The following is a 25,928-nucleotide window of genomic DNA, read 5'->3' as shown; positions in this document are numbered from 1 at the left end:
GTGGGGGACAGAGTACGCGGCCCGACCCCTACGCGTACCGGCCCTGCGCAAAGCTGTGGACAACTGCCCGGCGGATCCGGTCCGCAGCGGCCCTTGGGCCGATGAGCTGCGAGACTTGACGTCATGAGCTTCAGCACGCCTGACCCCTTGCGTCCCCTCATCCTCGACGACATCAAAGGCGCGCAGAAGATGCTCGCGGGCGTCGCGCGGATGACCGCGATGGAGGGGTCGCGGCATCTGACGCAGCTGGTCGGCGCCCCGGTCCACCTGAAGTGCGAGAACCTTCAGCGCACCGGTTCGTTCAAGCTGCGCGGCGCCTACGTACGCATCGCCGGGCTGCGGCCGGAGGAGCGGGCGGCCGGGGTGGTGGCGGCGAGCGCGGGCAACCACGCGCAGGGAGTGGCGCTCGCCTCCTCGCTCCTGGGCGTGCGCTCCACCGTGTTCATGCCGGTCGGCGCGCCCCTGCCGAAGGTCGCCGCGACCCGCGAGTACGGCGCCGAGGTGGTACTGCACGGCTCCGTCGTCGACGAGACGCTCGCGGCCGCCGAGGAGCACGCGCGCGAGACGGGCGCCGTCTTCATCCACCCCTTCGACCACCCGGACATCATCGCGGGCCAGGGCACGGTCGGCCTGGAGATCCTGGAGCAGTGCCCGGAGGTACGCACGATCGTCGTCGGGATCGGCGGCGGCGGGCTCGCCGCGGGCATCGCGGTCGCGGTCAAGTCGGTCCGCCCCGATGTGAAGGTGATCGGCGTGCAGGCGTCGGCGTCGGCCTCTTATCCGCCCTCGCTGGCGGCCGGGCACCCGGTGGCGATCGACCCGGCGCCGACGATGGCCGACGGGATCAAGGTGGGCCGGCCCGGGGACGTGCCGTTCGCGCTGATCAGGGAGTTGGTGGACGACATCGTCACGGTCTCCGAGGACGATCTGTCCTCGGCACTGCTGCTCTGCCTGGAGCGGGCCAAGCTGGTCGTGGAGCCCGCGGGCGCCAGCCCCGTGGCGGCGCTGCTGAGCGATCCGGGGCGGTTCCGGGGGCCGGTGGTGGCGGTGCTGTCGGGCGGCAATGTGGACCCGGTGCTTTTGCAGCGGATCCTGCGGCACGGGATGGCGGCGGCCGGGCGCTATCTGAGCCTGCGGGTGCGGATCACGGACCGGCCGGGGGTGCTCGCCGAGCTTCTCAGGGCGTTGTCAGTGGTCGACGCTAACGTCCTTGATGTGGGTCATGTACGGACCGACCCACGGCTCGGACTCACGGAAGTGGAGGTGGAGTTGCACCTGGAGACGAAGGGGCCGGAGCACTGCCTGGAGGTCTCGGCGGCGCTGCGGGAGGCGGGCTACCAGATCATCTCCTGACGCCCGCGCCGAGCCGCCGAAAACCCCTTGAGAAAACGCGATACATCGCGTTAGCCTGTGTCCTGCGCCACAGCTCCACCGGGCATCAAATGTCCGGCAAACCTAGGATTTGTGTACAAACGACACCCAACTCTGGGGGTACCCAATGCCAGGCGCCATCTATGCCGAAGGCCTGGTGAAGACGTTCGGCGACGTAAAGGCTCTGGACGGCGTGGACCTCGATGTCCCCGAGGGCACGGTCCTGGGCCTGCTCGGCCCCAACGGCGCCGGCAAGACCACCACCGTGCGCGTCCTGACCACCCTGCTCCAGCCCGACAGCGGCCGGGCCACGGTCGCGGGCATCGACGTGCTCAAGCATCCCAACGAGGTGCGCCGCGCGATCGGCCTGTCCGGCCAGTTCGCGGCCGTCGACGAGTATCTGACCGGCCGCGAGAACCTCCAAATGGTCGGCCAGCTCTACCAGATGAAGTCCAAGGAGGCGAAGGTCAGGGCGGGTGAGCTGCTCGACAAGTTCAACCTCGCCGACGCGGCCGACCGCCCCGCCAAGACGTACTCCGGCGGTATGCGCCGCCGGCTCGACCTCGCCGCGGCCCTGGTCGTGTCGCCGCCCGTGATGTTCATGGACGAGCCGACGACGGGCCTGGACCCGCGAAACCGGCAGCAGCTGTGGGAGGTCATCCAGGAGCTCGTAGCGGGCGGCACCACGTTGCTGCTCACCACGCAGTACCTGGAGGAGGCCGACCACCTCGCGCACGACATCTGCGTCGTCGACCACGGCCGCGTCATCGAGCGCGGCACCGCCGACCAGCTCAAGGCCCGCACCGGCGGCGAGCGCGTCGAGGTCGTGGTGCACGAGCACGACGAGCTGGGCCCGGCCCGGGCCGTGCTCGCCGGGTTCGGCAAGGGCGAGGTCACCGTCGCCGAGCACACCCGCAAGCTCACGGTCCCGGTCAGCGGCGGCGCCAAGCTGCTCGCCGAGGTCATCCGCGAGCTCGACAACCGGGGTGTGGAGATCGACGACATCGGCCTGCGCCGCCCCACCCTCGACGACGTGTTCATCTCCCTGACCGGCCACGCGGCCGAGCTCAGGGAGGAGAACGGCGAGGCGCAGGACCCCAAGTCCCGTAAGCGCGGCAAGAACCAGACCGAGCAGGAGGTCTCCTCGTGACCGCCGTCATCGATGCCCCGCGCCTCATCGCTCCGCAGCCGCGCGGCGGCGTCGTCCAGTCGATCAACGATTCGCTGGTCGTCGCCAAGCGCAACCTCATACGGATGATGCGCATCCCGGAGATGATCATCTTCGGGCTGATCCAGCCGATCATGTTCGTGGTGCTGTTCAGCTACGTCTTCGGCGGCTCGGTCGCCGTCGGCGGCTCGCTGGAGCCCGGCCGCTATCGCGAGTTCCTGATGGCGGGCATCTTCGCCCAGACCGTCACGTTCGCCACGGCGGGCGCGGGCGCGGGCATCGCCGACGACATGCACAAGGGGCTCATCGACCGGTTCCGGTCGCTGCCCATGGCCCGTGGCGCGGTCCTCACCGGCCGTACGCTGGCCGACCTCGTGCAGACGGCGCTGACCGTCGTGGTGCTCGCCGTCGTCGGCCTGCTGGTCGGCTGGCGCGTCCACCACGGCATACCGAAGGCGCTCGGCGCGTTCGCGCTGCTGCTTCTGCTGGGGTACGCGTTCTCGTGGATCGGCGCGTTGATCGGGCTCACCGTGCGGACGCCCGAGGCGGCGACGTCGGGTGGGCTGATCTGGCTGTTCCCGGTGACGTTCGTGTCCAACGCGTTCGTGTCCACGGACGGGATGACGCCGTGGCTGCGGCATATCGCGGAGTGGAATCCGTTCAGTGCGACGGTGCAGGCTTGCCGGGATCTGTTCGGCAATCCTGGAGTGGTGCACTCCACTGCGTGGCCGATGGAGCACCCCGTGTATGCGTCGCTGCTGTGGTCTGTGGTGATCATCGTGCTGTTCCGGACGCTTGCGGTGCGGAAGTATCGGTCTGCCACTGCGTGACGCTGCGCTTGGCGGTGCGGTGATTTGGCTGCGGACCGTGCCGGGTTGCTCGCGCAGTTCCCCGCGCCCCTTAGGTGGCCCTGGAACGCAGCCGACGGCCACTGAAACGGCAGCAACACGACGAAGCCCCCGGCAATCCGCCGGGGGCTTCGTGGGACGGGTGGTTCAGCCCGTGTACGGCGTTGCCGCGAGGATCTTTACCGAGGCCTTGCGGCCGTTCGGGAGCTCGTACTGGGCGTCCTCGCCGATCTTCTTGCCGTTCACGCCCGAGCCGAGCGGGGACTGCGGGGAGTACGTCTCGATGTCCGCCGACGCGTACTCACGGGAGGCCAGCAGGAACTCCAGGGTGTCGTCCTCGTCGCCGTCGAAGGCGATCGTGACGAGCATGCCGGGGGCCACCACGCCGTCGGCGGCGGGGGCCTCGCCGACCTTGGCGTGCTCAAGGAGCTGGGTCAGCTGACGGACCCGGAGCTCCATCTTGCCCTGCTCCTCCTTGGCCGCGTGGTACCCGCCGTTCTCCCGGAGGTCACCCTCCTCACGGGCCGCCGCGATCTTTACGGCGATCTCCGTGCGCGCGGGACCAGACAAATACTCCAGCTCGGCCTTGAGCTGGTTGTACGCCTCCTGGGTCAGCCAGGTGACGTTGTCGCTGGTCTGGGTCACAGGTGCTCCTCGTCGGTACTGGGAATACAAGCGCATCGCCCTACCCAGAAGGATGTTCCCTCTCGGGTGGGCGAAACCACGAGCCTAACAATTCAGGGCCCGAAGGGGGAGGACGGAAACCGTATGGGAATCGTCGCCGCAGGTCAGCGCCGTGGGGGCGGGGGCGTCGACGCCCCGGGCCGGCCGGGTCGGGTTGACCGGCGGGCGTCGACCGGGCCCGTATCGGAGAAGACCGCTCAGGCCGACTTGCAGCCGACCAGGTCGACGGCCGTCGCCCGCGACGTCGTCTGGACCGTGATCACCTGGTCGATCCGGCCGGAGCGCTGCTCGAAGCGGACGTCCTTGCGGCCCACCTCGTCGCCGTCGGCCTCCAGGGCGCGCAGCGTGCAGACACCGGTCTCGCCGCTGTCCTTGCGTACTTCCAGATGCACGTCGACGGCCTTGTCGGAAACCACCTTGAAGGTGATGACCTGGGCCGACACGGACTTTCCGGACACGTAGTCGTAGCCGATCCAGCCGATCACGCCGATCAGGGCGGCGCCGAGAACAGCACCGATGATCTTGAGCTTGCGGTCGGCGCGCTGGTCCGCGGTGCGTCCGTAGCGCCCCTCCGGGAGCGGTTGGCTTGCCGCGGCCATGATCGTCCTCCTGCTGCTGGGGGTGCCGGAATTTTCCGTCCCCCGATTCGGTCACTATAGAAGCCGCCCATCGCGCCGGATCACCGAGGGCAACACACCGGGCGCCGAATACTTGAGGATCTTGTCTTGACTGAGCAGCTGCGACTGATGGCCGTGCATGCCCACCCCGACGACGAGTCGAGCAAGGGCGCGGCCACCATGGCGAAGTACGTGTCCGAGGGGGTGGACGTGCTGGTGGTGACCTGCACGGGAGGCGAGCGCGGCTCGATCCTCAACCCCAAGCTCCAGGGCGACAAGTACATCGAGGAGCACATCCACGAGGTGCGCAAGAAGGAGATGGACGAGGCCCGCGAGATCCTCGGGGTCAAGCAGGAGTGGCTGGGCTTCGTCGACTCCGGGCTGCCCGAGGGCGACCCGCTGCCGCCGCTGCCGGAGGGCTGCTTCGCCCTGGAGGACGTCGACAAGGCGGCCGGCGAGCTGGTGAAGCAGATCCGCTCGTTCCGTCCCCAGGTGATCACCACGTACGACGAGAACGGCGGCTATCCGCACCCCGACCACATCATGACCCACAAGATCTCGATGGTGGCGTTCGAGGGCGCGGCCGACGCGGAGAAGTTCCCGGAGTCCGAGTTCGGCCCGGTCTACCAGCCGCAGAAGCTCTACTACAACCAGGGCTTCAACAAGCCGCGCACCCTCGCGCTGCATCACGCGCTGCTTGACCGGGGCATGGAGTCCCCGTACGCGGAGTGGCTGGAGCGCTGGAAGGAGTTCGAGCGGGTCGAGCGCACGCTGACCACGCACGTTCCCTGCGCCGAGTTCTTCGAGATCCGCGACAAGGCGCTGATCGCGCACGCCACGCAGATCGACCCCGACGGCGGCTGGTTCCGGGTCCCGATGGAGATCCAGAAGGAGGTCTGGCCGACGGAGGAGTACGAGCTGGCGAAGTCGCTCGTGGACACTTCCCTCCCCGAGGACGACCTCTTCGCGGGCGTACGCGAGAATGCCTGATATGAGCGCAAGCCTCGCACTGACACATCTCGTCCCTCTGGCCAAGGAGGTCGACGACAACAAGGTGACGCCCGGCGTCCTCGGCTTCATCGTTTTCGCGGCGCTCGCCGTGGGCGTGTGGATGCTGATGAAGTCGATGAACCGCCATATGCGCAAGGTCGACTTCGAGGAGACGCCGGAGGCCGGTGAGCCGACCCCGGCCGCCGCCTCGGGCAAGGGCGCCCCCAAGAAGGCCTGACGTACGTCACCTGAGGCCGCGCTTCACCTCGCGTGGTCGGCGAGGGACAGCAGCAGGTGCGCGGACTCCGGCCGCAGCTGGTCGGAGTGCGCGCCCGCGGGGCCGCGTCCCTCGGTGAAGACCCCGCCCGCGTCGACGCTGACGAACCAGTGGTCGAGCGCGCGGCGGGGATACGGCGTGTCCGGCGCCAGCATCCGGATCGCCGATACGGGCTCGGGCGCGGTCCCGATGCCCTGGCCGCCGATCCCGGCCCGCTGCTCGGCGAGGCGGTGCCACAGCCCGGTGGCCCGGTCGTGATGTGAGTACGTGGCGACGACCGGCCCGCGCAGCGGCGCCTCGGCGAGCGCCGTGAACATCTCCTCGAAGGCGTCGCGCGGCGCGGCCATCTGCAACAGCAGCATGCTGTCCACCGTGAACGGCCGCCCGGGCGGTCCCGGCCGGCTCCAGCCGAGCGTGCCGCTCTCCCGCGCCGCCCACTGCACGGCCTCGCACAGCACCCGGCAGCCGAACGAGTGCCCCACCAGATGCAGGAACTGCCCGTCCCGGTTGGCGAGCACGCCCCCGGCCGCCGGGTCCGCGCGGCGCGCGTCGAGATAGCCGAGCAGCTGCCCGATCACCCGGCCCGCGTGCCCGTCGCCCCTGCTCAGTGCATGCGCACGGTCGCGGATGCGCCGGTAGCCCGGCAGGAACGGATTGCTGTGCGACGGCCAGCGCACGAGCACCGGCCAGGGCGCGAAGGCAGCGCCGAGCGCCGGGTAGAGAGCGCCGTGGCGCGCGTACTGCTCGGTGATGAGCGCGAGCAGCCGATCGGCCGCCGCGTGCGCCGCGTCCGGCCCGGTCCGCCAGCCGTGGACGTACACGACGATGTCGGTGGCGTACGGCGGCGGCCGCAGCTCGGCGGCGAAGTGGTCGTCGAGACGGTGTACGGGGACGGGGTGCCCGGCATCCAGCACGCGCCCGCTCTCGTCGAGATCGACGACGTTCATACGGCGGCTTCCTCGCTGGCGACATGGTCCTCGGCGCGCTCCAGGCGGCTGTCCATGCCGCAGCGCAGGGCGTACGCGAAGCCGAGCGGATTGCGGCAGGTGTCCGCGAAGTGGCGGGCCAGGTCGTGGGTGATCTCGCCTGCGGTGCGCCCGCCGCGCAGATAGCGGGTGACGAACTCCAGGGCGTACTCGGCGGCGAACGCCTGCGGCATCGCGATCTGCGGCCCGAGCACCCCGCGCGCCCCCTTCTCGATGAGGGCGCGGCCGAGGTCCGCGTGGTCGGCCTCGGCGTGGGACGCGCCCGCGTGGCAGGCGTTGAGCAGCACGAACGGCCGGAACGGGCTGTCGGATCCGAACGCCCGCCGCCGCTCCCGTACGAGCTGCGCGTCGATGGCCACGTCGTCGCTCAACTTGACGACCAGATACGGGGGTTGACCGCCGTCGTACGCGAAGTGCCCATGGCACCAGAAGTACATCAGCTGGTCGTCGAGGTCGCGGTCGGCGAGCGCGGCCACCAGCTCCCCGCGGGTGGTGCGCTCCACGAGCTTGGTGTCCCGCGCGAGCGCGGCGGCGACCTCGGCTGCGCGGGTGAGGCGGCGGCGGTCGATGGCGGTGTCGTGGTTGAGGCTGACGACCGGGGTGCAGGGCGCGGCCGGGTACTCGTCCGGCCAGGGGTAGGAGAGTCCGGTCTGCTCGATCTGGTGCCGGTGGCCGAGGAAGCGGTGCAGGGGCGCGTCGGCGCGCTTCGGCGGCACGGTCAGCATCGACCAGGGGATGAAGAGATCCGAGTCGAACCGGATGCGGAGGTCCTGCTGGGCGAGCGTGTCGACGAGATAGCCCCGGAAGACGTCGACCTCGCGGCCGCCGCCGTGGAGCAGCACGCCGAAGAGCAGGTCCATGCCGATGTGGGCGAGCTCGTCGACGATGGCGTCGAGCTCGTCGGACGGCTGGCCGGTGAGATCGGTGAGTTCGGTGTACGGGAACTCGGGGCGCCCGGGGTCGGGCATGCCGTCTTCGCCCAACGGCCGGTACCGTACGAGCAGTTCGTTCCACTTCGAGCAGAGCCGGGCCGCCGCCGCCCGTACGGCGTCCGGCCGGGCGGCGAGCTCGGCCTTGTGCTCGCACCCCTTGAGCGTGGGCACACGCGGCCCGTACAGCCGCGCCCGCAGCCGGTCGCCGCCCAGGTCGAGGGTGAACACGACGTCGGGACTGGTGACATGGAGGCCCGGGAGGCGGGTGAAGCCGTCGCTGGGGTCGTCGGTGACGCGGACGGGAAGGTCCTTCGGCATCGCGCTCAGACCCCCCGGACGTGCTCGGGGTGCGGCGCGCTGACGGTGTCTTTCTGCGGCGCCTCCGGAATGTCGATCTCCGTCTCGACCCGCTGGAGGACGGTTCCGGTGCGCTCGTCGGTGATCGTGAACCGGACGCGGTGGGTGCCCGCGCGGTGCGGGGTGAAGGCGAACTCGGCCTGGTGGGCGGGATTCCGGGACGGTCTGACGAGTGCGGTCGGGGGGTCGAGGGTGGCGGCGGTCAGGGGGGTTGCGGTGGCTTGCAGCCAGGGGGTGGGGGTGTCTGTGGACCAAGGGTGTTCGGGGCCAGGGGTGAGGGTCAGGCGGATGCGGTGGGGTTGGGTCTCGTCCAGGAGGGTCAGGCGGACTTGGCAGTGGGTGGGGGCGGGGGTGCCGGGCTGGGGGTCGGGGGTGACCGTGTCGCGGGCGGTTCGGGGGAGAAGGCGGGGCGTGTCTCCGTCGTCGGGGCTGGACCCCCCGTGGATGGCGAGCAGACGCAGGGCCACGCGGCAGGCGGGGTACTTCGGGTCGCACAGCTCCTCAAGCGCGGCCCGGCCCGACGGGTGCGGCGGCAGATTCCGTACGTAAGCGGCCCAGAGCAGTCCGCTCCGATCGCCGATCGCTTCGAAGTTCCGCTCGGCCACGCTCACATGGTCGGACGGACGGTACGGATGGTCTTCGTGGACGTGCGTCAGAAATGCCAGCTCCAACTCGGTCCAGGCGAGACCGTACGGGCAGGGGCAGCCGCTGAACAGGCGGGACGCCCTGGTCAGATGGGCCACCGCCTCAAGGGGAGAGGGGGCGAGCACGCCAAGGTGGTGCTCGGCCCACGCCTCGCCGAGGGAGTCCTTCACTCGCAAGAAGCCGTCCAGGGCCGTGCCCAGGAGCTGCCCGGCCCCATGCGTGTCGGCCAGGTCGGCAAGCACCAGGGCATACCAGTACCGCGTCCATGCGGCGCCCCGGACATCCCCTGCGGCCTCGTGCAGGGCGATCGCGTCGTCCCACTCCTTCCGGAAATGCGCCGCCCTCCGGCTGCCGAGGTGGTCCGCCCGCAGCATCAGCGTGGCGACCCAGGCACGCCCTCGGACGTCGCCCACCTTCGAGAAGGTCCGGAGCGCGGTGCGCAGCAGCGTGAGGCATCTGGTCGTGTCCCCGCGCAGCAGGTACGACCGCGCCATGTGCAGGTCGTTCCAGGCCGCCCCGTGGCGGTCGCTCCGCATCACGTGGTCGCTCCGGGCCGCGCGCAGGACGGCGGCGGCCTCCTCGGCCCGGCCCTGGTCGACCAGGACCGCCCCCCGGGCGATGAGAGCCGCGCCCTGGTACGTCAGCGTCCACCAGGCCCGGCGGTCAGGCGCGGCGGCATCCATCAAGTCCAGCCGATCAAGGGCGATTTCCAGCTGCCCGAGCTGGCGCAGGGTCACCGCCTTCACGACGGCGGACTCCGGGTCCGGGTCGTCGCCGAGCCGGCCGAGTGCCGCCAGGGGATCGCCCGTGTCGCGGATGGACACCACCAGCGGGATCCGCAGGTCCTCCAGCGCGCGGGGTTCCCCCCTGGCCGAGTGGGCCAGGGCCGCCAGTTCGTCGTGCTCGCTGCGCATCACCAGCAGACGGCTCAGCTGCGCCAGTAGCAGGGCGCGGGCGCGCGGTGCCCGGACGGCTGCATCGACGTACTCGTCGAGGGGGCCGGTGGGCAGAGACAGGAGACGCTGGTTCATCGCTCGGTAAGCGGGGTCGAGCGCTTCCATGCCGCGCGCCGAGAGCTGTCCCTCGTCCGGAGGCCGGTCCCGTACGACCGAGTGCAGACCGTGCGCTCCCTCCCGCACCGGCTCGACGAGTCCGGTGTCGATCAGCTCCGCGACGGCTGCTTCGGCATCACTGTTCCATGCGAGAACGGTGGGGGGCATCAACTTCCTGGCGGTCTCCAGGCTGAACTCGGGCGCTGGATACATCCGCAGTACGTCGAGGAGCGCCCGACCCCAGACGGACAGCTCGTTCAGCCGCCGCGTCCTCTCGGCCACCGCCTCCGACACGGCCTCCACCGGCCGCACCGCGTGGCGGTGGAAGCGCCCCGGCACCTGCCAGCGCACCTGCTGTCGCGTGGTGATCACGACGACGACCGGTGCGTCGGGGCCGAGCGCGCTCAGGAACTCCGCCCCCCAAACCCCCGACGGAACGTCATCCAGCACCAGCACGGCGGCCCCGCCCAGCAGCCCCCCGAGCCGCAGCCGCACCACCTCGGCCTCCGGCACCCGCCCCCCGACCGGCACCCAGCAAGCCACCACCCCCAGCTCCTCCGCCGCCTCCCGGGCCACCCGCACGGCCAGCGCCGACTTCCCCACGCCCGCCGGGCCGCACAGAACCAGCGCGCGCGGGGCCGGGGCCGGGCCACCACCCCGTACGACCCACTCCCGTAACTCCGCGACCTCCCCCTCCCGCCCCGAAAACGGCACCGGATCCGGTGGGAGCGGGCGCGGGGCCCGGCTCACCGCGCCGCCCCCACCGGCACCCCCATGACCTCACGCGAGTGCCGCGTCGGGACCATGCCGAGGAGCCATGCCTGCCAGCCGTCCTCCAGTTCCACACCGCGCTCCAGCATCAGCGCGTACGCCTCCGCGCAGTCCTCCAGTTTGCTGTCGCGGGTGGCGTGGCGGGCACGGACGAGTTGGGAGAGTTCCTCCTGGGCGACGGCCGCGCCGATCTCCGAGCCGCCCGCCGAGGCGTACGGGAGGAGGGTGCAGCGCAGGAAGCGGGCCCAGTCGCCGCCTCGTAGATCGCCGTAGGAGGCGAACAGGTCGACTGCCTCGTCGCACAGGGAAAGTGCTTGCGGGGCGCGGTTGTTGCCCGCGTCGATCAGGGCGAGTTCGAGGCAGGTCCAGGCCTCGCCGTGGGCCACGCCGATGCGGTGGAAGTCGGCGCGGGCGTCGACCAGGAGCTGGCGGGCGAAGCCGGAGTTGCGCAGGTTGCCGGTCTGGGCGGCGCGCTGGTCCCGCGTCACGCGGCCGGAGTGGTGGCGGGCGCAGGCGAGTCCGTACACGTCCCGCATGCGCGAGAACATCGTGCGGGCGCGCTCCAGTTCGCGCACCGCCTGGTCGCGGTCGCCGCGCTCCTCCAGGGCCTGGCCCAGGTAGTACAGCGTCCACGCCTCGCCGCGCGCGTCCTCCTGCTCGCGGTGGCGCGAGAGCGCCTGGCGCAGCTGGTCGACGGCCACCGACGGGTCGCCGTCGACCAGGCGGGCGCGGGCCAGCTGGGTGAGCGCCCAGGCCACACCACGGCCGTCACGGGTACGCCCGTACTGGTCGAGGGCCGTACGCAACTCGTCCTCCGCGCGCGGCACATCGCCCATCCGCAGGCACACCTGGCCCAGCTGGAAGTGGGACCACGCCTCGCCGTGCAGCGACTCGCCCTCGCGGTGCAGCGTGAGCGCGGTGTCCAGGAGGGTGAGCGCCTGCGCGAGGTCGGCGCGGTCGCGCTCGACCGCAGCCAGCGCGTGCAGCGACCACGCGCGGTCCTCGTCCTGCTCGGGCGCGGACTGGAGGGCGATCGCCTCGCGCAGTTTCGCGGCGGCCTCGGTGAGGTTGCCCTGGTGGTGCAGCGTGATGCCGAGCGAGCAGAGGGCGAGCGCCGCGCCCGCGTCGTTCTGCGCCTCGCGGTAGAGGCCGACGACGGACGACAGCGTCGTACGGGCCTTGTCGAGCTCGCCCAGCTGGCGGGCCGCGATGCCGGTGCGCCAGCGCACCGAGCGTTCGAGGAGGCCCTGGTCGACGGCCTGCGACAGCTCGCTGATCTCGCCCAGGCGGTAGAGGTCGCCGCGCAGCAGGCAGTAGTCGCACAGTGCGCCCAGAAGGTTGAGCACCGCCTGCTGGTCCACGCCCTCCACACCGCGCAGCGCGGCCGTGATGAAGCTCGACTCGTCGTCGAGCCAGCGCAGGGCCGCGTCCAGCGAGGTGAAGCCGTGGCTGCCGAACTGCCCGGCGCGGGTGGAGAGTTTGCCGTCGACCATACGGATCACCGCGTCGGCGAGCTCCGCGTAGTTCCGGATCAGGCGCTCCTGCGCGGCCGTGCGCGCGGCGGGCTCCTCCTCGTCCAGGAGCCTGGCCTGCGCGAACGCCCGTACGGTGTCGTGGAGGCGGAAGCGGTCGGCGCGGACGCGGTCGATCAGGCCCGTCTCCGCGAGTGCGGAAAGCAGCTGACCCGCCTCCGCCTCGCTCGTGGCCAGCAGCGCGGCTGCCGCCGCCGCGCCGAGCGAGGCCCGGCCCGCCAGCGCGAGCCGGCGCAGCAGCTTGCGGGCGGATTCACTCTGGTCGGTGTAGCGCAGCCACAGCGCCCGCTCGACGGGTGCGACCGGGCCGTACGCGCCTAGGTCGGCGGCGAGCGCCCGGGCGTCCCGGGGGCCGAGCGAGGAGCCCGCGATCCGCAGCGCGAGCGGCAGTCCGCCGCACAACTCCCGTACGAGCAGAGCGGCTTCGCCGTCGTACGGCTCCTTGGGCTCGTCCTGGGCCGCCTCCCGCAGCAGCTCCTCCGCGCCCGCCTCGTCCAGCGGCTCGACGGGGAGCTGGTGCACCCAGGCGGGGAAGTCTGCGGGCAGCTCAAGGGGTCCGGCGGCCGTGACCAGGACCAGGCTGTCGGACCGCTCGGGCACCAGCGTGCGCACCTGCTCGGCGTCCGAGGCGTCGTCCAGGACGACCGTGACCGGCAGGCCGGTGAGGTGCTGGTGGTAGAGCTCTGCCAGTCGGCGTACCTGCTGGTCGGCGGACGACCGCTCGCGGAACAGCAACTGCTCGCGGGGTGCGCCCAGGCGGTTCAGCAGATGCAGCAGCGCGTCCCGGGTCGGCAGCGGCGCCTCGCCGCCGCGCAGATCGACCAGGCACGCGCCCCGGAACTGGTCCCTCAGCTCATGTGTGGCCCGTACGGCGAGGGTGGTGCGGCCCGCGCCCGCCGGGCCGTGCAGCACCACGACCACCGGCCGGGTCTCGGTCGCGGCGCGGGCCGAATGCACCCACTGGGCGATCCGGGTGATCTCCGCGCGGCGGCCCGCGAACGGCCCCTGCGGCTCGGGGAGATGGGCGAACGACTGCTCCAGGACCGAGCGCCGCCTCGCCGCCGCGCTCTTGTCCGTGCCGCGCAGCTGCGTCGGTACGGACGTGGCCGTCTTCTTGCTCGTCCGGGCCGTCGGCGTCACCATCCGCTGCTGGTCCAGGAACGGCCGGATGCCCCGGACGTCCAGGGCCGTCAGCCACTGGAGCCGCAGCTGTTCGGCGCCGCCGGGGCGGCCGAGCTCGCCGGCGCGGCGGTGCGCCGCCGGCCAGTGCGCGGCGGTCACCCGTACGACGGTGGTCGCGGCACCGGCGACCGCGACGGCGGCCGCGGCGCCCGCGGCGGGACCCGCGCCCGTGCCGAGCGCCGTGTCGGCCAGGCCCGCGGCGACGGCCGCGACCCCCGTCACCCAGAAGGCCGTTCCCGCCTTCTCCTTCGCGAACCGCGCGCCAAGCGTCAGCTGCCCGGCCGCGCCTTCGTCCAGTGCCGAGGTGTACGCGGCGTACTCCTCGGCGGCGCTCTCCGCCAGTGCGTCGAGCGCGGCCCGGCCCCGTGTCAGGAGCGCGTTGGCGTCCGCTCTGCCGCCGGAGCGCCGTACTTCCTCCTCGACGGCGCGTACCAACAGCCGCTCGGCCTCCGCCCGATGGCCGTCCCGCATATGGGTCCCCCTCCGAGAGCGATCTGGTGCTGGTCGAGTCCGTGTCGCGGCTCAAGTGTCCTGCCTGCCGCGCGTCGGCGCGAGGGAGTCGGCGGATCAGTCACCGGGTGGGGGAGTCCGTGCCCATGCCGGACCGCCTCGCCCATGAGACGTCCCCGTATCTGCTCCAGCACGCCGACAACCCCGTCGACTGGTGGCCCTGGTCGCCCGAGGCGTTCGAGAAGGCGCGCGAGCGCGGGGTCCCGGTGCTGCTCAGCGTCGGGTACAGCAGCTGCCACTGGTGCTAGTGCACTGAATGAACCCGTAAGCGCCGACCAGGTGCCACGCCATAAAGCGGCGACATGAGTGCCGATCGTAACGATCTCGACGTGAAGATCGACGCCTGGACGCAGGAAGCAGCTGGCGACCTCACCTCACCGGTCCGCGGAGAGGTGGGCGGACATCATGGCGATCTTGGGGTCGGACGATCGGAGTGAACCGGCCTCGGGAGAGGCCAGCGAGAGAGGACCTGCCGGAGACAGGCAGGAACGGTGAGCCCTTTCCAATCTGACGTCGTGGTTGTCGAGTTGGGCTGCTGTACAACACGACGAAGCTCCTGGTAAACGGGTTCTCGACCAAGATCACCCTTGTCCACCAGGAGCTTCGTGTGCTTGTCTACCCGTCGTCGATCGATCTGTCCAACCAGACTCTTCGCTTCCTGACGGGGCAACTCCGCGCCCGGCAGCAAGAGATCGGGACGCGCTGGCGGCGGCTGCCCGCCGGGCGCCAGGCTCTGCTGGCCCTGGCCCACCTGCGATGCGGCGACACCTACGCCCAGCTCGCCGCCGGGTTCCACATCGGTATCGCGACCGTGTACCGCTACATACACGAAGCTGTCGATGTCCTGGCCGCCCTCTCCCTGACCCTGGACGAGGCGATGAAGACCATACGGAATAAGGCGTTCGTGATGCTGGACGGCACCCTGCTGCCGATCGACCGGATCGCCGCCGACACCCCGTACTACTCCGGGAAACACAAGCGGCATGGCATGAACGTCCAGGTCCTCACCGATCCGTTCGGCCGACTGTTGTGGGCGTCCCCGACACTGCCCGGATCCACCCACGACCTGACCGCCGCGCGGACCCACGGGATCATCGACGCGCTCGCCGAGGCCGACATCAAGTGCTGGGCGGACAAGGCCTACCAGGGCGCCGGACACCCTGTCCGAGTCCCCTTCCGAGGCCGCCGGCTCAAGCGGTGGAAGCGGCGGCACAACAGCAGCCACGCCAAAATCCGCTGCCTCGTCGAGCAGGCCATGGCGATCCTGAAGGGCTGGCGCCTCCTGCGGAAACTCCGCTGCAGCACCAACCGCATCACCGACGTCGTGCAGGCAGTCGTCGTCCTTCACCACGCCTCAACCTAAGGTTGGAAAGGGCTCAGAACATTGACGAACGTGCGACGGTGTTGTTCTCGCCGCAAGTAGAACCTCCGAGGTGGCGAATGTGGCATTCATGGGAGGCTCGACAGCACCGTCCCTCGACGTGGGCGGTCCCTTCGCCGGGTTGCAGCAGCCGTTCGGCTGAGGCGTCGCCAACGGCGACACGGGGGTGGTCCGTGCTGCTTCCATGATCCAGTACCGCAGTCCTGTGTGAGTGGCCACCGGTCGTCGGCCCACCGGTCGGGCCACTCGGCCTTTCCAACCTGAAAGCTGGGACATGTAGTTGGGCTAGGGCGGTGGTCGGATATGACGAAGCCCCTGGTCGACGGGTTCACGATCAAGATCGCCTGTCTCATCAGGGGCTTCTGTGTGCTTGTCCACCTGTCCGGCGTCGATGTCCCCAGCACGGCCCTGCGCTATCTCACCACTCGGCTGCGGACCAGCCGTCGTGGGTGCGGAACCCGGGGCGCCGACTGCCCGCCGGTCGGCTGGCGCTGCCGGTCCTTGCGTACTTGCGCCCCAGCCACACCTACGCTCAGCCCATCGCAGGTGTCCCCCTCGACACCACCACTGCCCTACGGGTGTATTGCCGAGGCAGTGCGAGATCCTGGCAGCTCTCGCACTGATCCTCGCCGGCGCGAAGACCTCCCCCACAGAGACATGTGTGATGCCGGACGGCACGCTGCTGCCCACTTTGCGCCCAGTTGCGAAGAAACAGTCTTCCAGTGCTGTCAGATGGTTCCCAGGTCGACGGTGACGGAGAAGGGTGCGGCGGCCTTGATTGCGCCGGTGAACATCTCGCCGTCCCTGTAGGCCTTCGTGGCGGGGTCGAGGACGTAGGTGTAGGTGATGGGGACACCAGTTGCGGCCTGCTCGATACGCCAGTAGAAGGGGATGCTGGCCTTGGCGTACTGGTCCACCTTCACGATCCGGTCCGTGGTCTCCGAACCGGGCGACACGACCTCGACGACCAGGAGGACGTGTTCGGGGCGGGTGGGGGTGAGGTCGATGCTCTCCGCCCGGTAGACGATGACATCCGGACGGCGGTTGGTCAGCGGAACGTCCTGCAGGCGGACGTCGAAGTCTGTGTCGGCATTCCAGTCCGGGCCTGCAGCGGCGTCCAGGGCATTGGCCAGGATCCGGGCCAGCCGGTTGTGCCGCTTGGAGGCGCTCGGGCTCACGACGACCATCCCGTCCACGATCTCGATGCCGGCGCACTGCTCCTCGGACCAGGAGTCGTACTGCTCCGCGCTGATTTGCGTATGCATCCACGCGGGCGCCACCATCTCGGCGGTCATGGTGTACCTCCTTCGAGGGGCCTCGAAAGTTCCAGCGCTGCTGGGCTCAGCCTACTGTTCTGTGAGGCCGAGGCGCTTCGGGAGGAGTGCGACAGTCTTCGATTGTCTGTCTCTCCTCTCTCCGCCGTTTCGGCGCACCGGCAACCCTGGGACTGGTGGGTCCTGTGCCGGCAAGTGCAGTTCCGTCGGGGACAGAGCCCGTGCGGCCTCCACGGCAGGGCTAGACCTTGTGAGAGGCTGAGCCGCATGAACCGGTTGGCTGGTGTGACCTCGCCTTATCTGCTTCAGCACGCTGACAACCCGGTCGACTGGTGGCCATGGACGCCGGAGGCTTTCGAGGAAGCGCGGCGGCGGGATGTGCCCGTTCTGTTGTCGGTCGGCTACTCCGCGTGCCACTGGTGCCAGTAGCTGAACACAACCAGGTAGTTCTGACCTGGGGTGATGTCGGGGAGTGGCAGCATGGATACGCGGGATGACCAGGTGGGGGGAGCGATCGACACCTGGGGCGCGACCAGCTGGCCGTCTCTCCCACACGGGCTCCTGAGCGCTACGTTCGCATCCGCTTGCGCCTGGAAGGCGGTGCTCCCTCCAGCGCCGATCGTTGAGACTGGCATCACGAGGCCAGTAAGCGTCTCGCAGACGAGAGGTATCGTGCGTTTGCGCAGTCCATGGACTGCATACGAGCGGTGTCATTTTGACGGGCCAACAAGTCGGCTGGCGCTGTCAGTTGTCGCAGTGAGGACAACGGGTGCTGGGGCGGGTCAGTGTGTGTCGACGACTGGTGAATCGGGCGACGGTGAGATCGTTTCCGCGATCAGCCCTCTCTCGCGCATCCGTCGTAGTTGGTACGCGACCGTGGAGGCGCTGAACAATCCGACAGTTCCGGCGAGATCGCGTAGCGAAAGGTGCTTCGCCGTACTCAGCGACGTACCCCCGAGCAGGGCGGTCCACATTTGCCGATCGGTCAGGCAGATCCCGACACCTCCTCCTACTGGGCGCCAGAGCAAGCGTACCGAGAGGTGGTGCAGCCGGCGGCGCAAGGTCGTCACGCTGGGAGGACCTGGCACCGCTGGCGCCCTGTGCGTGAGATTCCAAGCATGCTGGAGTTGGACGAGTGTGCAGTGCGCGGTAGATGGCACTATCGCTGTAGCCGGACCCGTGTTTCTACCTTGAGTCGAGCAGGCAATCGGGGCCGAATGGGCCCTGTGATCAACTGTCGAGGAATCCGAGGATGTGGTGGGGCCCGCAGGCGTTGCGGCGGAGGCCTGCAGTGATGCAGGCATTGATCCGGTGGATCTCCAAACGGCCGTGGCTGCTGTCTTTGGTCCCGGTCCGAAGAGGGATGTCCGCCCAGGGGCGGGACTTGAGCCGCGTCTGAGTCACTGTAGAGAAACAGCACCCCAACCCGTGCAGAGTCCCCGCCAGCAAGCTGGCGGGGACTCAAGAAAGATCGAGGCTAAAGAGAAATAATTGCGCGGATGAGCATCCCGATCACGGCGCACGCCCCCAACGTCATCCCTACCCATGAGAACATGAGAAGGGCTCGATTTCTCTGCTTTACGGCATATCTGTCGCTAGACCGATCGGCTTCACTGAAGAAATCTCGAACTCCTTTGAAGTTCTTGAGTATCGCGAAGCAGCCAAGCGTCCAGCAGGCGAAAGCAAGGAATATGACGATTAGGACTGGGTCCACGCTTCATCGCCCTCTCTTTTTATTTCTTTACACATTCCAGGCCGTTCCCGGTGCAGTAATTATACTCGCCACTGAACGGGTTGAAATAGAATGACAGGAGATTCGTGGGCCCTTGCATGTTTATTCCTGTGCCTGCCGCATATCCGAACTGATGATATGTGCCGCCAGAAGTGTCCCTTCCGAATCCGTAAGAGCCTCCGATGAGCCCTTCGGCGACGGTGATTGAGCCAAGTTGCATGGCCTGATCCTCTGGCTCTGCGGTCACAATGCCCGCAGACACCCCGAACCCACCCCCCATCGTCCCGGGGATAAGCGATTTCACTCCTGGCTTGAGGTTGTCCACTGTAAGTCCCGCCGTGACGCCCAGGGTGAAACGGCCGTCCTGGAACATCAACGAACCGCATCCGGCAACCCAGCAGAACGAGCCGGATACGTACACGTGACGCATCATCCGGGCGAATGACCACTTTTCACGGGCAGGTGTCGGGGGAACATACTTAGACAGTTCCTCGATCTGCATCGCGATGAGCCGCCCGCGACACTTCTCATCGCAGTCTTCAGAAATTGCGACAGGGCGCCATTTTCGCTGGTTCAGCATGTGCATGCGCGCGGCTCGGATCATGTCGGCCCGCTGCTGGCGGAGGTTCTGCAACTGCCACTGCTGGAAGTAGTACTGCGCCATGCATTGCGAGTTGCATGTTGTCTTCGTTGTCGTCGTTCCCCCCGTGCCACCCGTGGAGGAACCCCCGGTAGACGAAGACCCCGTGTTGTCTGGGGGGCTAAGACCGTGTCCTATGTGGTGAGTCGGATGAGCCGCTTGTAACAGCACAAGGCAGCGGCAAGTCCGAGAAAAGCCAGGTAGTTGCGGGGTTGGCGTTCGTAGCGGGGCGACAGGCGGCGGTAACCGGACAGCCAGGAAATCGTGCGCTCGATGACCCACCGTCGGCGGCCGAGTCGTTCGCTGGACTCGATGCCCTTGCGGGCGATACGGACGCCGATGTGCTTGCCCCACAACCATTTCCGCAGGTGGAGGGCATCGTAGGCCTTGTCGGCGTGTAAACGTTGGGGCTTGAAGTAGCGGCCGCGGTGGGGGTCGTGTTGCGTTTGGAGACCCGCCACCATGGGCTTCAGTCCTTCGCAGTCATGGGTGTTGCCGGCGGAGACACCGACGACCAGGGGCAGTCCGTTCGCGTCCGACAGGATGTGCATCTTGGAACCCGGCTTCGCCCGGTCCACGGGGCTCGGACCTGTGAGTTCGCCCCCTTTTTAGCGCGCACGTGGGCGGAGTCGAGGACGACGCGGGAGACATCGACCAGACCCACGTCGTCCAGCTGGTGCAGGACCGCTTCGTGTAGCCGGCCCCACACACCAGCCCGAGACCAGATCAGAAAACGGCGGTGGGCCGTCGACTTCGAGACCCCGAAACACGGCGGCAACAACCGCCAGGCACACCCACTCACCAGCACGTAGACGATCGCGGCGAACAGCGTCTCATCAGGCACGTTCTGCGTTCCACCGCCCTGCGGCCGCACCCTGCCCTCCGGAATCAACGGCCGCGCGATCTCCCACAAACCATCCGGAACAATCCAACTCCACGTACCCCGCCCCATGAATGAGTCAACGACCGACTCACCACATAGGACACGGTCTAAGAGGCGGCGCGAGGGTCTCTTCGTTGGCGGTTACCTCTGGCGGGCAATCCGTTCCCTGACAGCTGAAGGAGGCCATCCCGCTGGGGTCCGACGCCACCACGGGGTTGTTCTCCGCGTAGGTGTATCCGGTGAGTGATTGCGGTTTGTCGGCTTCGAGGAGCGGGTCGACGCTGATGAAGCGGCCCGTCTTCGGGTCGTATTCGCGGGCGCCAAGGTGGGTGAGGCCGGTGTCGGTGTCGTTGGTGCCGCCGACGAAGCCCTTGTCGCCCGTCCAGCCAGTGGGTGCGGTTCCCCGGGGTGCGCCGAAGATGGTGGTCCTGCGGCGTGTGATGGCCTGTGTGGTGACGTCGATCTGGCTGGTGGTGGTGCCGTGCGGGTCGGAAAGCAGGAAGGCGAGTTTGCCCCCTGTCCTGACTGCGACGGTCTTGCCGCTGTACGAGTAGTAGCGGGTACCGGTGACCGTGCCCGACTTGAGCAGGAGCTCGTTGCCGCCCGGGAGGTAGAGCGTGGTGCCGGTGGAGTCGGTGCGGGTGAGGCGGTTGCCGTCGGCGTCGTAGACGTAGCTGGTGGTGGTGCTGCCCTGGACGACCTTGGCGAGGTGGCCTTCGCTGTCCCAGGTCAGTGTCTGGTCAGCGGTGGTGCCGGTTTTGCGGCTGGTGGTGTTGCCCGCCTGGTCGTAGCCGTAGGTCTCGGTGTGGGCGTTGGGGCCGGTCTCCGTGACCTGCGGCAGCGCGTGCTTGCCCGCGGCCGGGGCCGCGTAGGTGCGGAGGGCGTCGCTCGCCGGGCCGCCCGCCGTCTTGTGCTGCGTTTCCGTGGTGCGGTTGCCGACCGCGTCGTACGTGTACGACGTCCAGTAGGCGTCGGGGCCACCCACGCTCGCCGCCGAAGTAGAGGTCGGGGGCGTCTTGCACTGGTCGGTGGCCGTCCATGCCTCGGTGATGCGGCGCAGGTTGTCCGTGACGAAGCACTGCGTGTCGACGATGCGCGCGGTGTCCTGACCGGAGCCGGTGGTGATGGACGTGATATTGCCGGCAGGGTCGTAGGTGTAGCGGGTGTCGTCGACGCGGGCCGGGGACAGGTCCCGGTCGGTGGTCACGCTCGTGAGGGCGCTGGTGTGGTCGTCGTAGGTGTAGGAGGCGTAGACCTTCTTGCCGAGCGCTCCGTATTCCTCGCGCTGGGTGCGGCCGTAGTGGTCGTACAGCGTGTGGGAGATGAGCGGGTCGCTGCCGGCGTAGAGGGTGTCGGGCAGGTCGGTGCTGTTGGTGATGCCGTAGTACAGCTTCTCCAGGGGCAGGCCGCCGATGGCGGGCTGCTGGGTCCACTGCGGCAGGCGGGTCACCGCGTCGTAGGCGGTGACCCACTTGTAGGTGCCGGCCAGGGCGCCCTGGCTGTCGGGGATGGTGGCCTGGATGCCGACCGGGTCGCCGTTGAGGGTGTAAGACAGGTTGGTGTTGGTGTACGGCTTGCCGTCGACGTAGCGGGTGGCCGTGTAGGGCTTGCCCTTGCCGTTCGTGGCCCCGTCGTACGTCCACTCCGACAGCACTGTGCCGCCCTGCGACAGCTTGATGCGCCGCCCCAGGTCGTCGTAGTCGGTGTGCAGGGTGACGCCCCGGGCGTCCTTGACGTCGGTGACCCGGTCGCCCTGGTCGTAGGTGGTGAGGCTGGTGCCCTTGTCGGGGTCGTCGACCCGGACCTGGCGACCCCTCATGTCATAGGCGTACGCCCACTTGGCGCCGACGGCGTCCTGCACCTCGGCGAGCTGGCCCAGGCTGTTGTACGTGTAGCTGACGGCCGGCTTGGGGTCGCCGTTGTTGTACACGGCCGTCTTGCGGCCGCGCGCGTCCACGACGGTCTTGGTGGTCGTGTCACCCTGCGGCGGGGTGACGGTGGTGCTGTCGCCGGTGTAGCTGGTGGTGGTGCGCTTGGTCTCGTCCCCGAGGTGCTTGGAGACGACTGCGATGGGGCGTCCGGCTCCGTCGAACTCGGTTTCGGTGGAGTCGGGGTAGGAGGTGGTCTTGCCGGTCACGAGGACCGGTTCGGCCTTGCCCTCGGCCCAGTAGGTGCCGGAGGACCACCAGGCTTCGCCACGGCTGTTGTAGAACGTCTCGCTGACCACGCGTCCGGAGTCGTCCGGCGCGATGGCCTGTGTCTGACGCGGGCGCAGCAGTCCGTCGTAGAAGTCGTAGCTGGTCGTGTAGGTGGAGTGGCTGTTGAGCTTGCCGGTGGTGACGACGACCGGGCCGTCGTTGCGGACCAGGTAGTCGTACTTGTAGTTCGGGTACTGCGGGAAGGCGGCCTGCGTGTGGGTGGGCAGCCAGACACCCGTCTTGCGACCCAGCGGGTCGTAAGACGTGGTGGTCACCGCGTTGTTGGCGTCGGTGGCAGTGGTCGGCAGGCCGCGCAGGGGGTCGTAGGTGGTGACGACGGCCTGGCCGCGCGCGTTGGTCACCGTCGTCTTGGTGGCCGGTTCGCCGTCGGCGGGAAGGTAAGCGGTCGTCGTGGTCTTGCCGTACGGGTCCGTCACGGCCAGTGCGCGGCCGTACTGGTCGTAGCAGAGCTGCTTGCCGTCGGTGCCGCAGGTGGACGGGGTGCTGGAGACGGTGTCGAAACCGCCGTCGGCGCCGTCGTATCCGTCCCCGTCGCCCTTCACCTTCTGCGTCTTGGTGACATCACCTCTGTTCGGGGCCGCCGTGATCGAGGTGGCGCCGTCGTAGAAGGTGCGCGTGTCACTGATCAGGTTCTGCGGGAAGAGCGCACCTGTGTCGCAGGTGACGTTGCTGGTGAGGACCCGGGAGACCTTGTTCAGCATCCAGGTGTCGGTGTTGCGGGTGTAGCTGGTGGTGGTGCAGGTCTCGTCGCCGTTCTTGTCCTCGTCGCCGGTCTCGGAGACCTTGCTGACCATGCCGTACTCGTCGAACGTGCGGGTGAGCTTGGTGGTGCGCTCACCGCCGCTCACCGTGGTGCGGGTCCGCTCCGACTCCGTGCCCGTCTGGTACGCCTCAAGGTCCGGCAGACCGCTGCGGGAACGGGCGGCGGTCACCGCCGAGCGCCAGGGGGTGTACGAGGTGGCGGAGACCAGCTTGGCGGTGTCGTCGCCGTTGTAGGTGGCCTTCTCCCGGACCATGCCCGCGAACTGCTCGCGGTCGGTCACCTTCGCCCCCGCCGAGTCGGCGACATCCGCGCCGTCGACGCCCCGGAAGTACCGCGTCTGGGTCAGCGTCCGGGCCGCGTTGGGGCTTCCGGTACGGGTCTGCACCCGGCCGTAACCCCGGTTGACCGAATACGTACGGTCCTCAGCCTTGGTGAACTCGTCCGTGCTCTTCGTCCAGGCCACACCACCGAGGTAGGTGTAGTCGGTCTCGACGTCGGGGGTCTCGGCGAGGTTGTCGCCCTGGAGCACCTGGGTGACGGGGTAGGTGACGAACCAGTCCCGCTTGGCCTTCTCCCCCTCGTACGGCCACTTCACCGAGTAGCAGCGGGTGGTGTTCGTCCCGTCCGTCGGCGGCAGACTCGCCGGACTGCAGTCCGGGTCCTCCGCATAGGTGACACCGATGGTGCCGCCCGTCTCGGTCGTGATCTGGCTCAGCCGCATACGGAAGAACGGGGCCAGTCCGTCGCCGGTCTTGTCGACGCGGTTGGACAGGCCCTGGCCCTTGAAGGTGACCGGCGGCAGCTGAGCGGTGCCGCCCGCCAGGCCGGTGCGGGTGATGGACTTCAGCCACATCGGGCGGTGGATGCCGTCGCCCGCGCCGTCGGGGAAGTCCTGGTCCAGCGTCCAGGAGTCGACGTTGCTGTACGCGCCGCTGGTGAGCACCTTGGTGGTCACGGTAGTCAGGCGCTTGCGGGACCAGAACGTCGGCGACGCCTTGCCCTTGCAGTCGTCCCCGTCCTTGCAGAACTGGTCGAACGGAACGTCGGGCCAGTTCGCGGCGTGCGACTCGTCGAAGGCACAGTCGTTCAGGCAACGGTCGCTGACACCGAAGGAGACCTGGCCCATCGCCTTGCCGGTGTAGACGGCGTTCGAGCGCAGCCCGTAGTCGATGTGGTCGAGGTAGCCCGCCGGGTTGTACTTGGACGGGGTGCCCTTGCCCGTGGTCAGCGACATGTTCCGGGCGTAGTTGTTGGTCTCCTTGTTCCAGTAGTACGCCATCGCGTCGCCGTGCACATCGACGACGTAGTCCAGGTTCCACCGCCATGCCTGGTCGCAGGAGGCGGAGTCGAAGGAGGAGTCGTAGCAGGGCTCGCCCGACTGGTTGCCGAAGACCGGCACGGTCAGCGTCGAGTTGGTGACCGGGTCCGGGTCCTTGGCGGGCGTGGCCGGGTTGTCGTCTCGCCAGCCCGGCAGGCGGTTCAGGCCGAAGAAGTACTGGGTGCCGTCGGTCGTGGTGACCTTCCAGTGCTCCCCGTTGTTGTCCCCGTTGGCCGTCTTGTAGTCCGAATCGGTCAGCTTCTCGACCTTCTCACCAGAGTCGGACGCCGGGTGCCAGCCCTTGCCCGACTGGTACACCAGCTCCGTGCTCTTACCGCCCAGCGAGAGAGTGGCGTTGTCGTTGGACTGCCAGCACAGGTCACCGACCTTGGAACTGTTGGTCCCGCCGTCCTTGTCGTCGTCGCACGGCTTGTAGCGCCGCTCGATGAAACCCGGCTGCAGCGACCAGCCGTCACCCGCCCAGTCGGCTTGATTGTTGGTGGAAGAGGTGCGGCCGTCGGCGGCTTGCGAGGAGTAGTCGAGGCTCAGTTTCGGCTGGAGACCACCCGGCACGGACGGAGCATTGATCGGGTAGTTCCACGTGAAGGCACCGCTGGAACCGCCCGCAGTCCAAGAGCCGGACGGCTGCAGCGAGGTGGCCTTATAGTCGCCGCTGGCTCCGGAGGATCCAGCGGCCGCCGCCAGCACCGTGGCCCCACTGACTGCCATGCTTCTGACAGCGGAGCGCGAGGAAGTGGCCGGGGAACTCTGAGGGTTGACCACCGCAGTGGCGGTGAGCGTGTGCTTCTTGGTGTCGTTACGGGTGACCAGAGGCGTCTGTGTACGGCACTCGGCTTTGTCCGGCGTGGTCAGCGCACAGGCGGGCAGCTGCACCAGCCGCAGGCGGCTGGCCCAGTCACCGCCGTAGGCGGACTTGAACGACTCGTAGTCGACGCTCACTTCGGCCGGACCGGCGGCCGAGGCCCCGTCGGTGCGTCCCACCGACAGCAGCACGCCCCGCACCCCGGCCTTTTGCGCCTTGGCCTGGTCGGCGACCGTCACCTTCACCGCCGCGGGCCTGGTCCCCGTACGGGCTTTGACCTGCGCAGGAGCCACCGCGACGGGCAGCTTCCCAGCCCGCCGCACGGTGCCCGCCGCGCTCGCCGATGCCAGGTCCACGTCGGCGGATCCCGCCGATGGCCAGGTGACCTCCGGTGCGCCCTTCCACCTGTGCAGCGCAGCGTCGTCGCGCCGCTGGGCGCCGCCTGCGGCGACCTTCGTCACCGGCACGGCCTTGGGCTGCACCAGCCCCGGCAGTTTCGGACGGGGGGCCGTCGCCGCGACCGACACGGTCGGCAACGCCCCCGTCATTGTGGCCACAGCCAAAGCGACTGTGAGCCCGCGCATGCCAAATCTGGCCACGCTCCACCCCTCGAATAATTCAAAAATGACGGCCGAACGATATCAAGGCGAGTCCCGCCGCCCGACTTCTCCCACCACCGAAGCTATGCGTCAGCTTTGAAGATATCGACGACGGTCTGCTATCAATTCGGATGGTGAACGTCAAGACACAGCCAGTACAACCTTGCAGGTCAGTCGCGCGTCAGAGAGACGCAAGGTGTCCCGTTCGACCATTTATATCCTCTTTATGTGAGGGATTTTTCCCACCCTAGCGAGCTAGATCACACACTGGAAAGCAATTACCAACCCCGGTTTAGGCCACCCGATCCCAGGCTATAAAGTGCTGCTTATTTTCCATGTACATGTGAAGGGTCGCGTAATGTCGATTTCACGCC

At 68.7% G+C, this 25,928-nt stretch carries 16 protein-coding genes and 2 pseudogenes; 8 read left to right on the top strand and 10 right to left on the bottom strand.

The window, feature by feature from the left end:
* Positions 1–123 precede the first annotated feature (123 nt).
* The 3 genes from ilvA (at position 124) to ACT1U9_RS11090 (ending at position 3,369) form a co-directional block, all read left to right on the top strand.
* Complete coding sequence (gene ilvA, locus ACT1U9_RS11100; protein WP_444538177.1) at positions 124–1,353, top strand: threonine ammonia-lyase; 1,230 nt, start codon at positions 124–126, stop codon at positions 1,351–1,353.
* A gap of 145 nt (positions 1,354–1,498) precedes the next feature.
* Positions 1,499–2,521: an ATP-binding cassette domain-containing protein gene (locus tag ACT1U9_RS11095; RefSeq protein ID WP_444538176.1), complete on the top strand. Its 1,023-nt coding sequence runs from the start codon at positions 1,499–1,501 to the stop codon at positions 2,519–2,521.
* Positions 2,518–3,369 carry an ABC transporter permease gene (locus ACT1U9_RS11090; RefSeq protein WP_444538175.1) on the top strand — a complete coding sequence of 284 codons (852 nt, stop codon included), beginning with the start codon at positions 2,518–2,520 and terminating at the stop codon, positions 3,367–3,369. The genes ACT1U9_RS11095 and ACT1U9_RS11090 overlap by 4 nt, the downstream gene beginning before the upstream one ends.
* 165 nt (positions 3,370–3,534) lie before the next feature.
* Here ACT1U9_RS11090 and greA read toward each other — a convergent pair whose 3' ends face one another.
* Both greA and ACT1U9_RS11080 read right to left on the bottom strand, forming a co-directional pair.
* Positions 3,535–4,032 (bottom strand): transcription elongation factor GreA, encoded by a 498-nt coding sequence (greA, locus tag ACT1U9_RS11085; RefSeq protein WP_444538174.1) that lies wholly within the window; start codon positions 4,030–4,032, stop codon positions 3,535–3,537.
* Between the two features lie 236 nt (positions 4,033–4,268).
* The gene (locus ACT1U9_RS11080; RefSeq protein ID WP_444538173.1) at positions 4,269–4,670 is read right to left on the bottom strand and encodes a DUF4307 domain-containing protein; all 402 of its coding nucleotides are present in this window, start codon (positions 4,668–4,670) and stop codon (positions 4,269–4,271) included.
* 126 nt (positions 4,671–4,796) lie between these two features.
* Here ACT1U9_RS11080 and mca point away from each other — a divergent pair, with 126 nt between their 5' ends.
* On the top strand, positions 4,797–5,678 hold the full coding sequence (mca, locus tag ACT1U9_RS11075) for a mycothiol conjugate amidase Mca (RefSeq protein ID WP_444538172.1): 882 nt from the start codon (positions 4,797–4,799) through the stop codon (positions 5,676–5,678).
* A gap of 1 nt (position 5,679) precedes the next feature.
* The gene (locus ACT1U9_RS11070; RefSeq protein ID WP_444538171.1) at positions 5,680–5,916 is read left to right on the top strand and encodes a hypothetical protein; all 237 of its coding nucleotides are present in this window, start codon (positions 5,680–5,682) and stop codon (positions 5,914–5,916) included.
* Between the two features lie 23 nt (positions 5,917–5,939).
* On the opposite strand, the gene ACT1U9_RS11065 is transcribed toward ACT1U9_RS11070, so the two are convergent.
* Genes ACT1U9_RS11065 through ACT1U9_RS11050 form a run of 4 tightly spaced genes read right to left on the bottom strand, consistent with a single transcriptional unit; the run spans position 5,940 to position 13,883 of the window.
* On the bottom strand, positions 5,940–6,902 hold the full coding sequence (locus ACT1U9_RS11065; protein ID WP_444538170.1) for a hypothetical protein: 963 nt from the start codon (positions 6,900–6,902) through the stop codon (positions 5,940–5,942).
* Positions 6,899–8,191: a CHAT domain-containing protein gene (locus ACT1U9_RS11060; protein ID WP_444538169.1), complete on the bottom strand. Its 1,293-nt coding sequence runs from the start codon at positions 8,189–8,191 to the stop codon at positions 6,899–6,901. Before ACT1U9_RS11060 ends, ACT1U9_RS11065 begins: the two co-directional genes overlap by 4 nt.
* Before the next feature lie 5 nt (positions 8,192–8,196).
* The gene (locus tag ACT1U9_RS11055) at positions 8,197–10,641 is read right to left on the bottom strand and encodes a hypothetical protein (protein ID WP_444538168.1); all 2,445 of its coding nucleotides are present in this window, start codon (positions 10,639–10,641) and stop codon (positions 8,197–8,199) included.
* 32 nt (positions 10,642–10,673) lie between these two features.
* The gene (locus ACT1U9_RS11050; RefSeq protein ID WP_444538167.1) at positions 10,674–13,883 is read right to left on the bottom strand and encodes a tetratricopeptide repeat protein; all 3,210 of its coding nucleotides are present in this window, start codon (positions 13,881–13,883) and stop codon (positions 10,674–10,676) included.
* Between the two features lie 125 nt (positions 13,884–14,008).
* Here ACT1U9_RS11050 and ACT1U9_RS11045 point away from each other — a divergent pair.
* Positions 14,009–14,167 (top strand): annotated as a pseudogene (locus ACT1U9_RS11045) (DUF255 domain-containing protein); the annotation flags it as partial.
* Between the two features lie 362 nt (positions 14,168–14,529).
* Positions 14,530–15,285 carry a transposase family protein gene (locus ACT1U9_RS11040; protein WP_444538166.1) on the top strand — a complete coding sequence of 252 codons (756 nt, stop codon included), beginning with the start codon at positions 14,530–14,532 and terminating at the stop codon, positions 15,283–15,285.
* A gap of 746 nt (positions 15,286–16,031) precedes the next feature.
* Here ACT1U9_RS11040 and ACT1U9_RS11035 read toward each other — a convergent pair.
* A complete protein-coding gene (locus tag ACT1U9_RS11035; RefSeq protein WP_444538165.1) occupies positions 16,032–16,598 on the bottom strand; it encodes a Uma2 family endonuclease in 567 nt (188 codons plus the stop codon).
* Positions 16,599–16,844: 246 nt separating this feature from the next.
* Here ACT1U9_RS11035 and ACT1U9_RS11030 point away from each other — a divergent pair.
* Positions 16,845–17,000 (top strand): annotated as a pseudogene (locus ACT1U9_RS11030) (DUF255 domain-containing protein); the annotation flags it as partial.
* Positions 17,001–18,310: 1,310 nt separating this feature from the next.
* Here the strand turns inward: ACT1U9_RS11030 and ACT1U9_RS11025 are convergent.
* From ACT1U9_RS11025 to ACT1U9_RS11015, 3 genes are all read right to left on the bottom strand, one after another.
* A complete protein-coding gene (locus tag ACT1U9_RS11025; RefSeq protein WP_444538164.1) occupies positions 18,311–18,973 on the bottom strand; it encodes a hypothetical protein in 663 nt (220 codons plus the stop codon).
* 110 nt (positions 18,974–19,083) lie between these two features.
* Positions 19,084–19,901, bottom strand: a protein-coding gene (locus ACT1U9_RS11020; RefSeq protein ID WP_444538163.1) for an IS5 family transposase whose coding sequence is annotated in 2 segments (ribosomal slippage) — positions 19,084–19,559 and positions 19,559–19,901 — 819 coding nt in all. Because the reading frame shifts where the segments join, the coding sequence is not laid out codon by codon here.
* A 19-nt stretch (positions 19,902–19,920) separates the two neighbouring features.
* The gene (locus ACT1U9_RS11015) at positions 19,921–25,503 is read right to left on the bottom strand and encodes an RHS repeat domain-containing protein (RefSeq protein ID WP_444539066.1); all 5,583 of its coding nucleotides are present in this window, start codon (positions 25,501–25,503) and stop codon (positions 19,921–19,923) included.
* Between the last annotated feature and the right edge of the window lie 425 nt (positions 25,504–25,928).

The sequence above is a fragment of the Streptomyces sp. BR1 genome (genome assembly GCF_052373795.1).
In the GTDB taxonomy this organism is placed as follows: Bacteria; Actinomycetota; Actinomycetes; order Streptomycetales; family Streptomycetaceae; genus Streptomyces.
The sequence above is the reverse complement of the archived record's forward strand: the minus strand, read 5'-3'. Positions and strand labels throughout refer to the sequence as shown.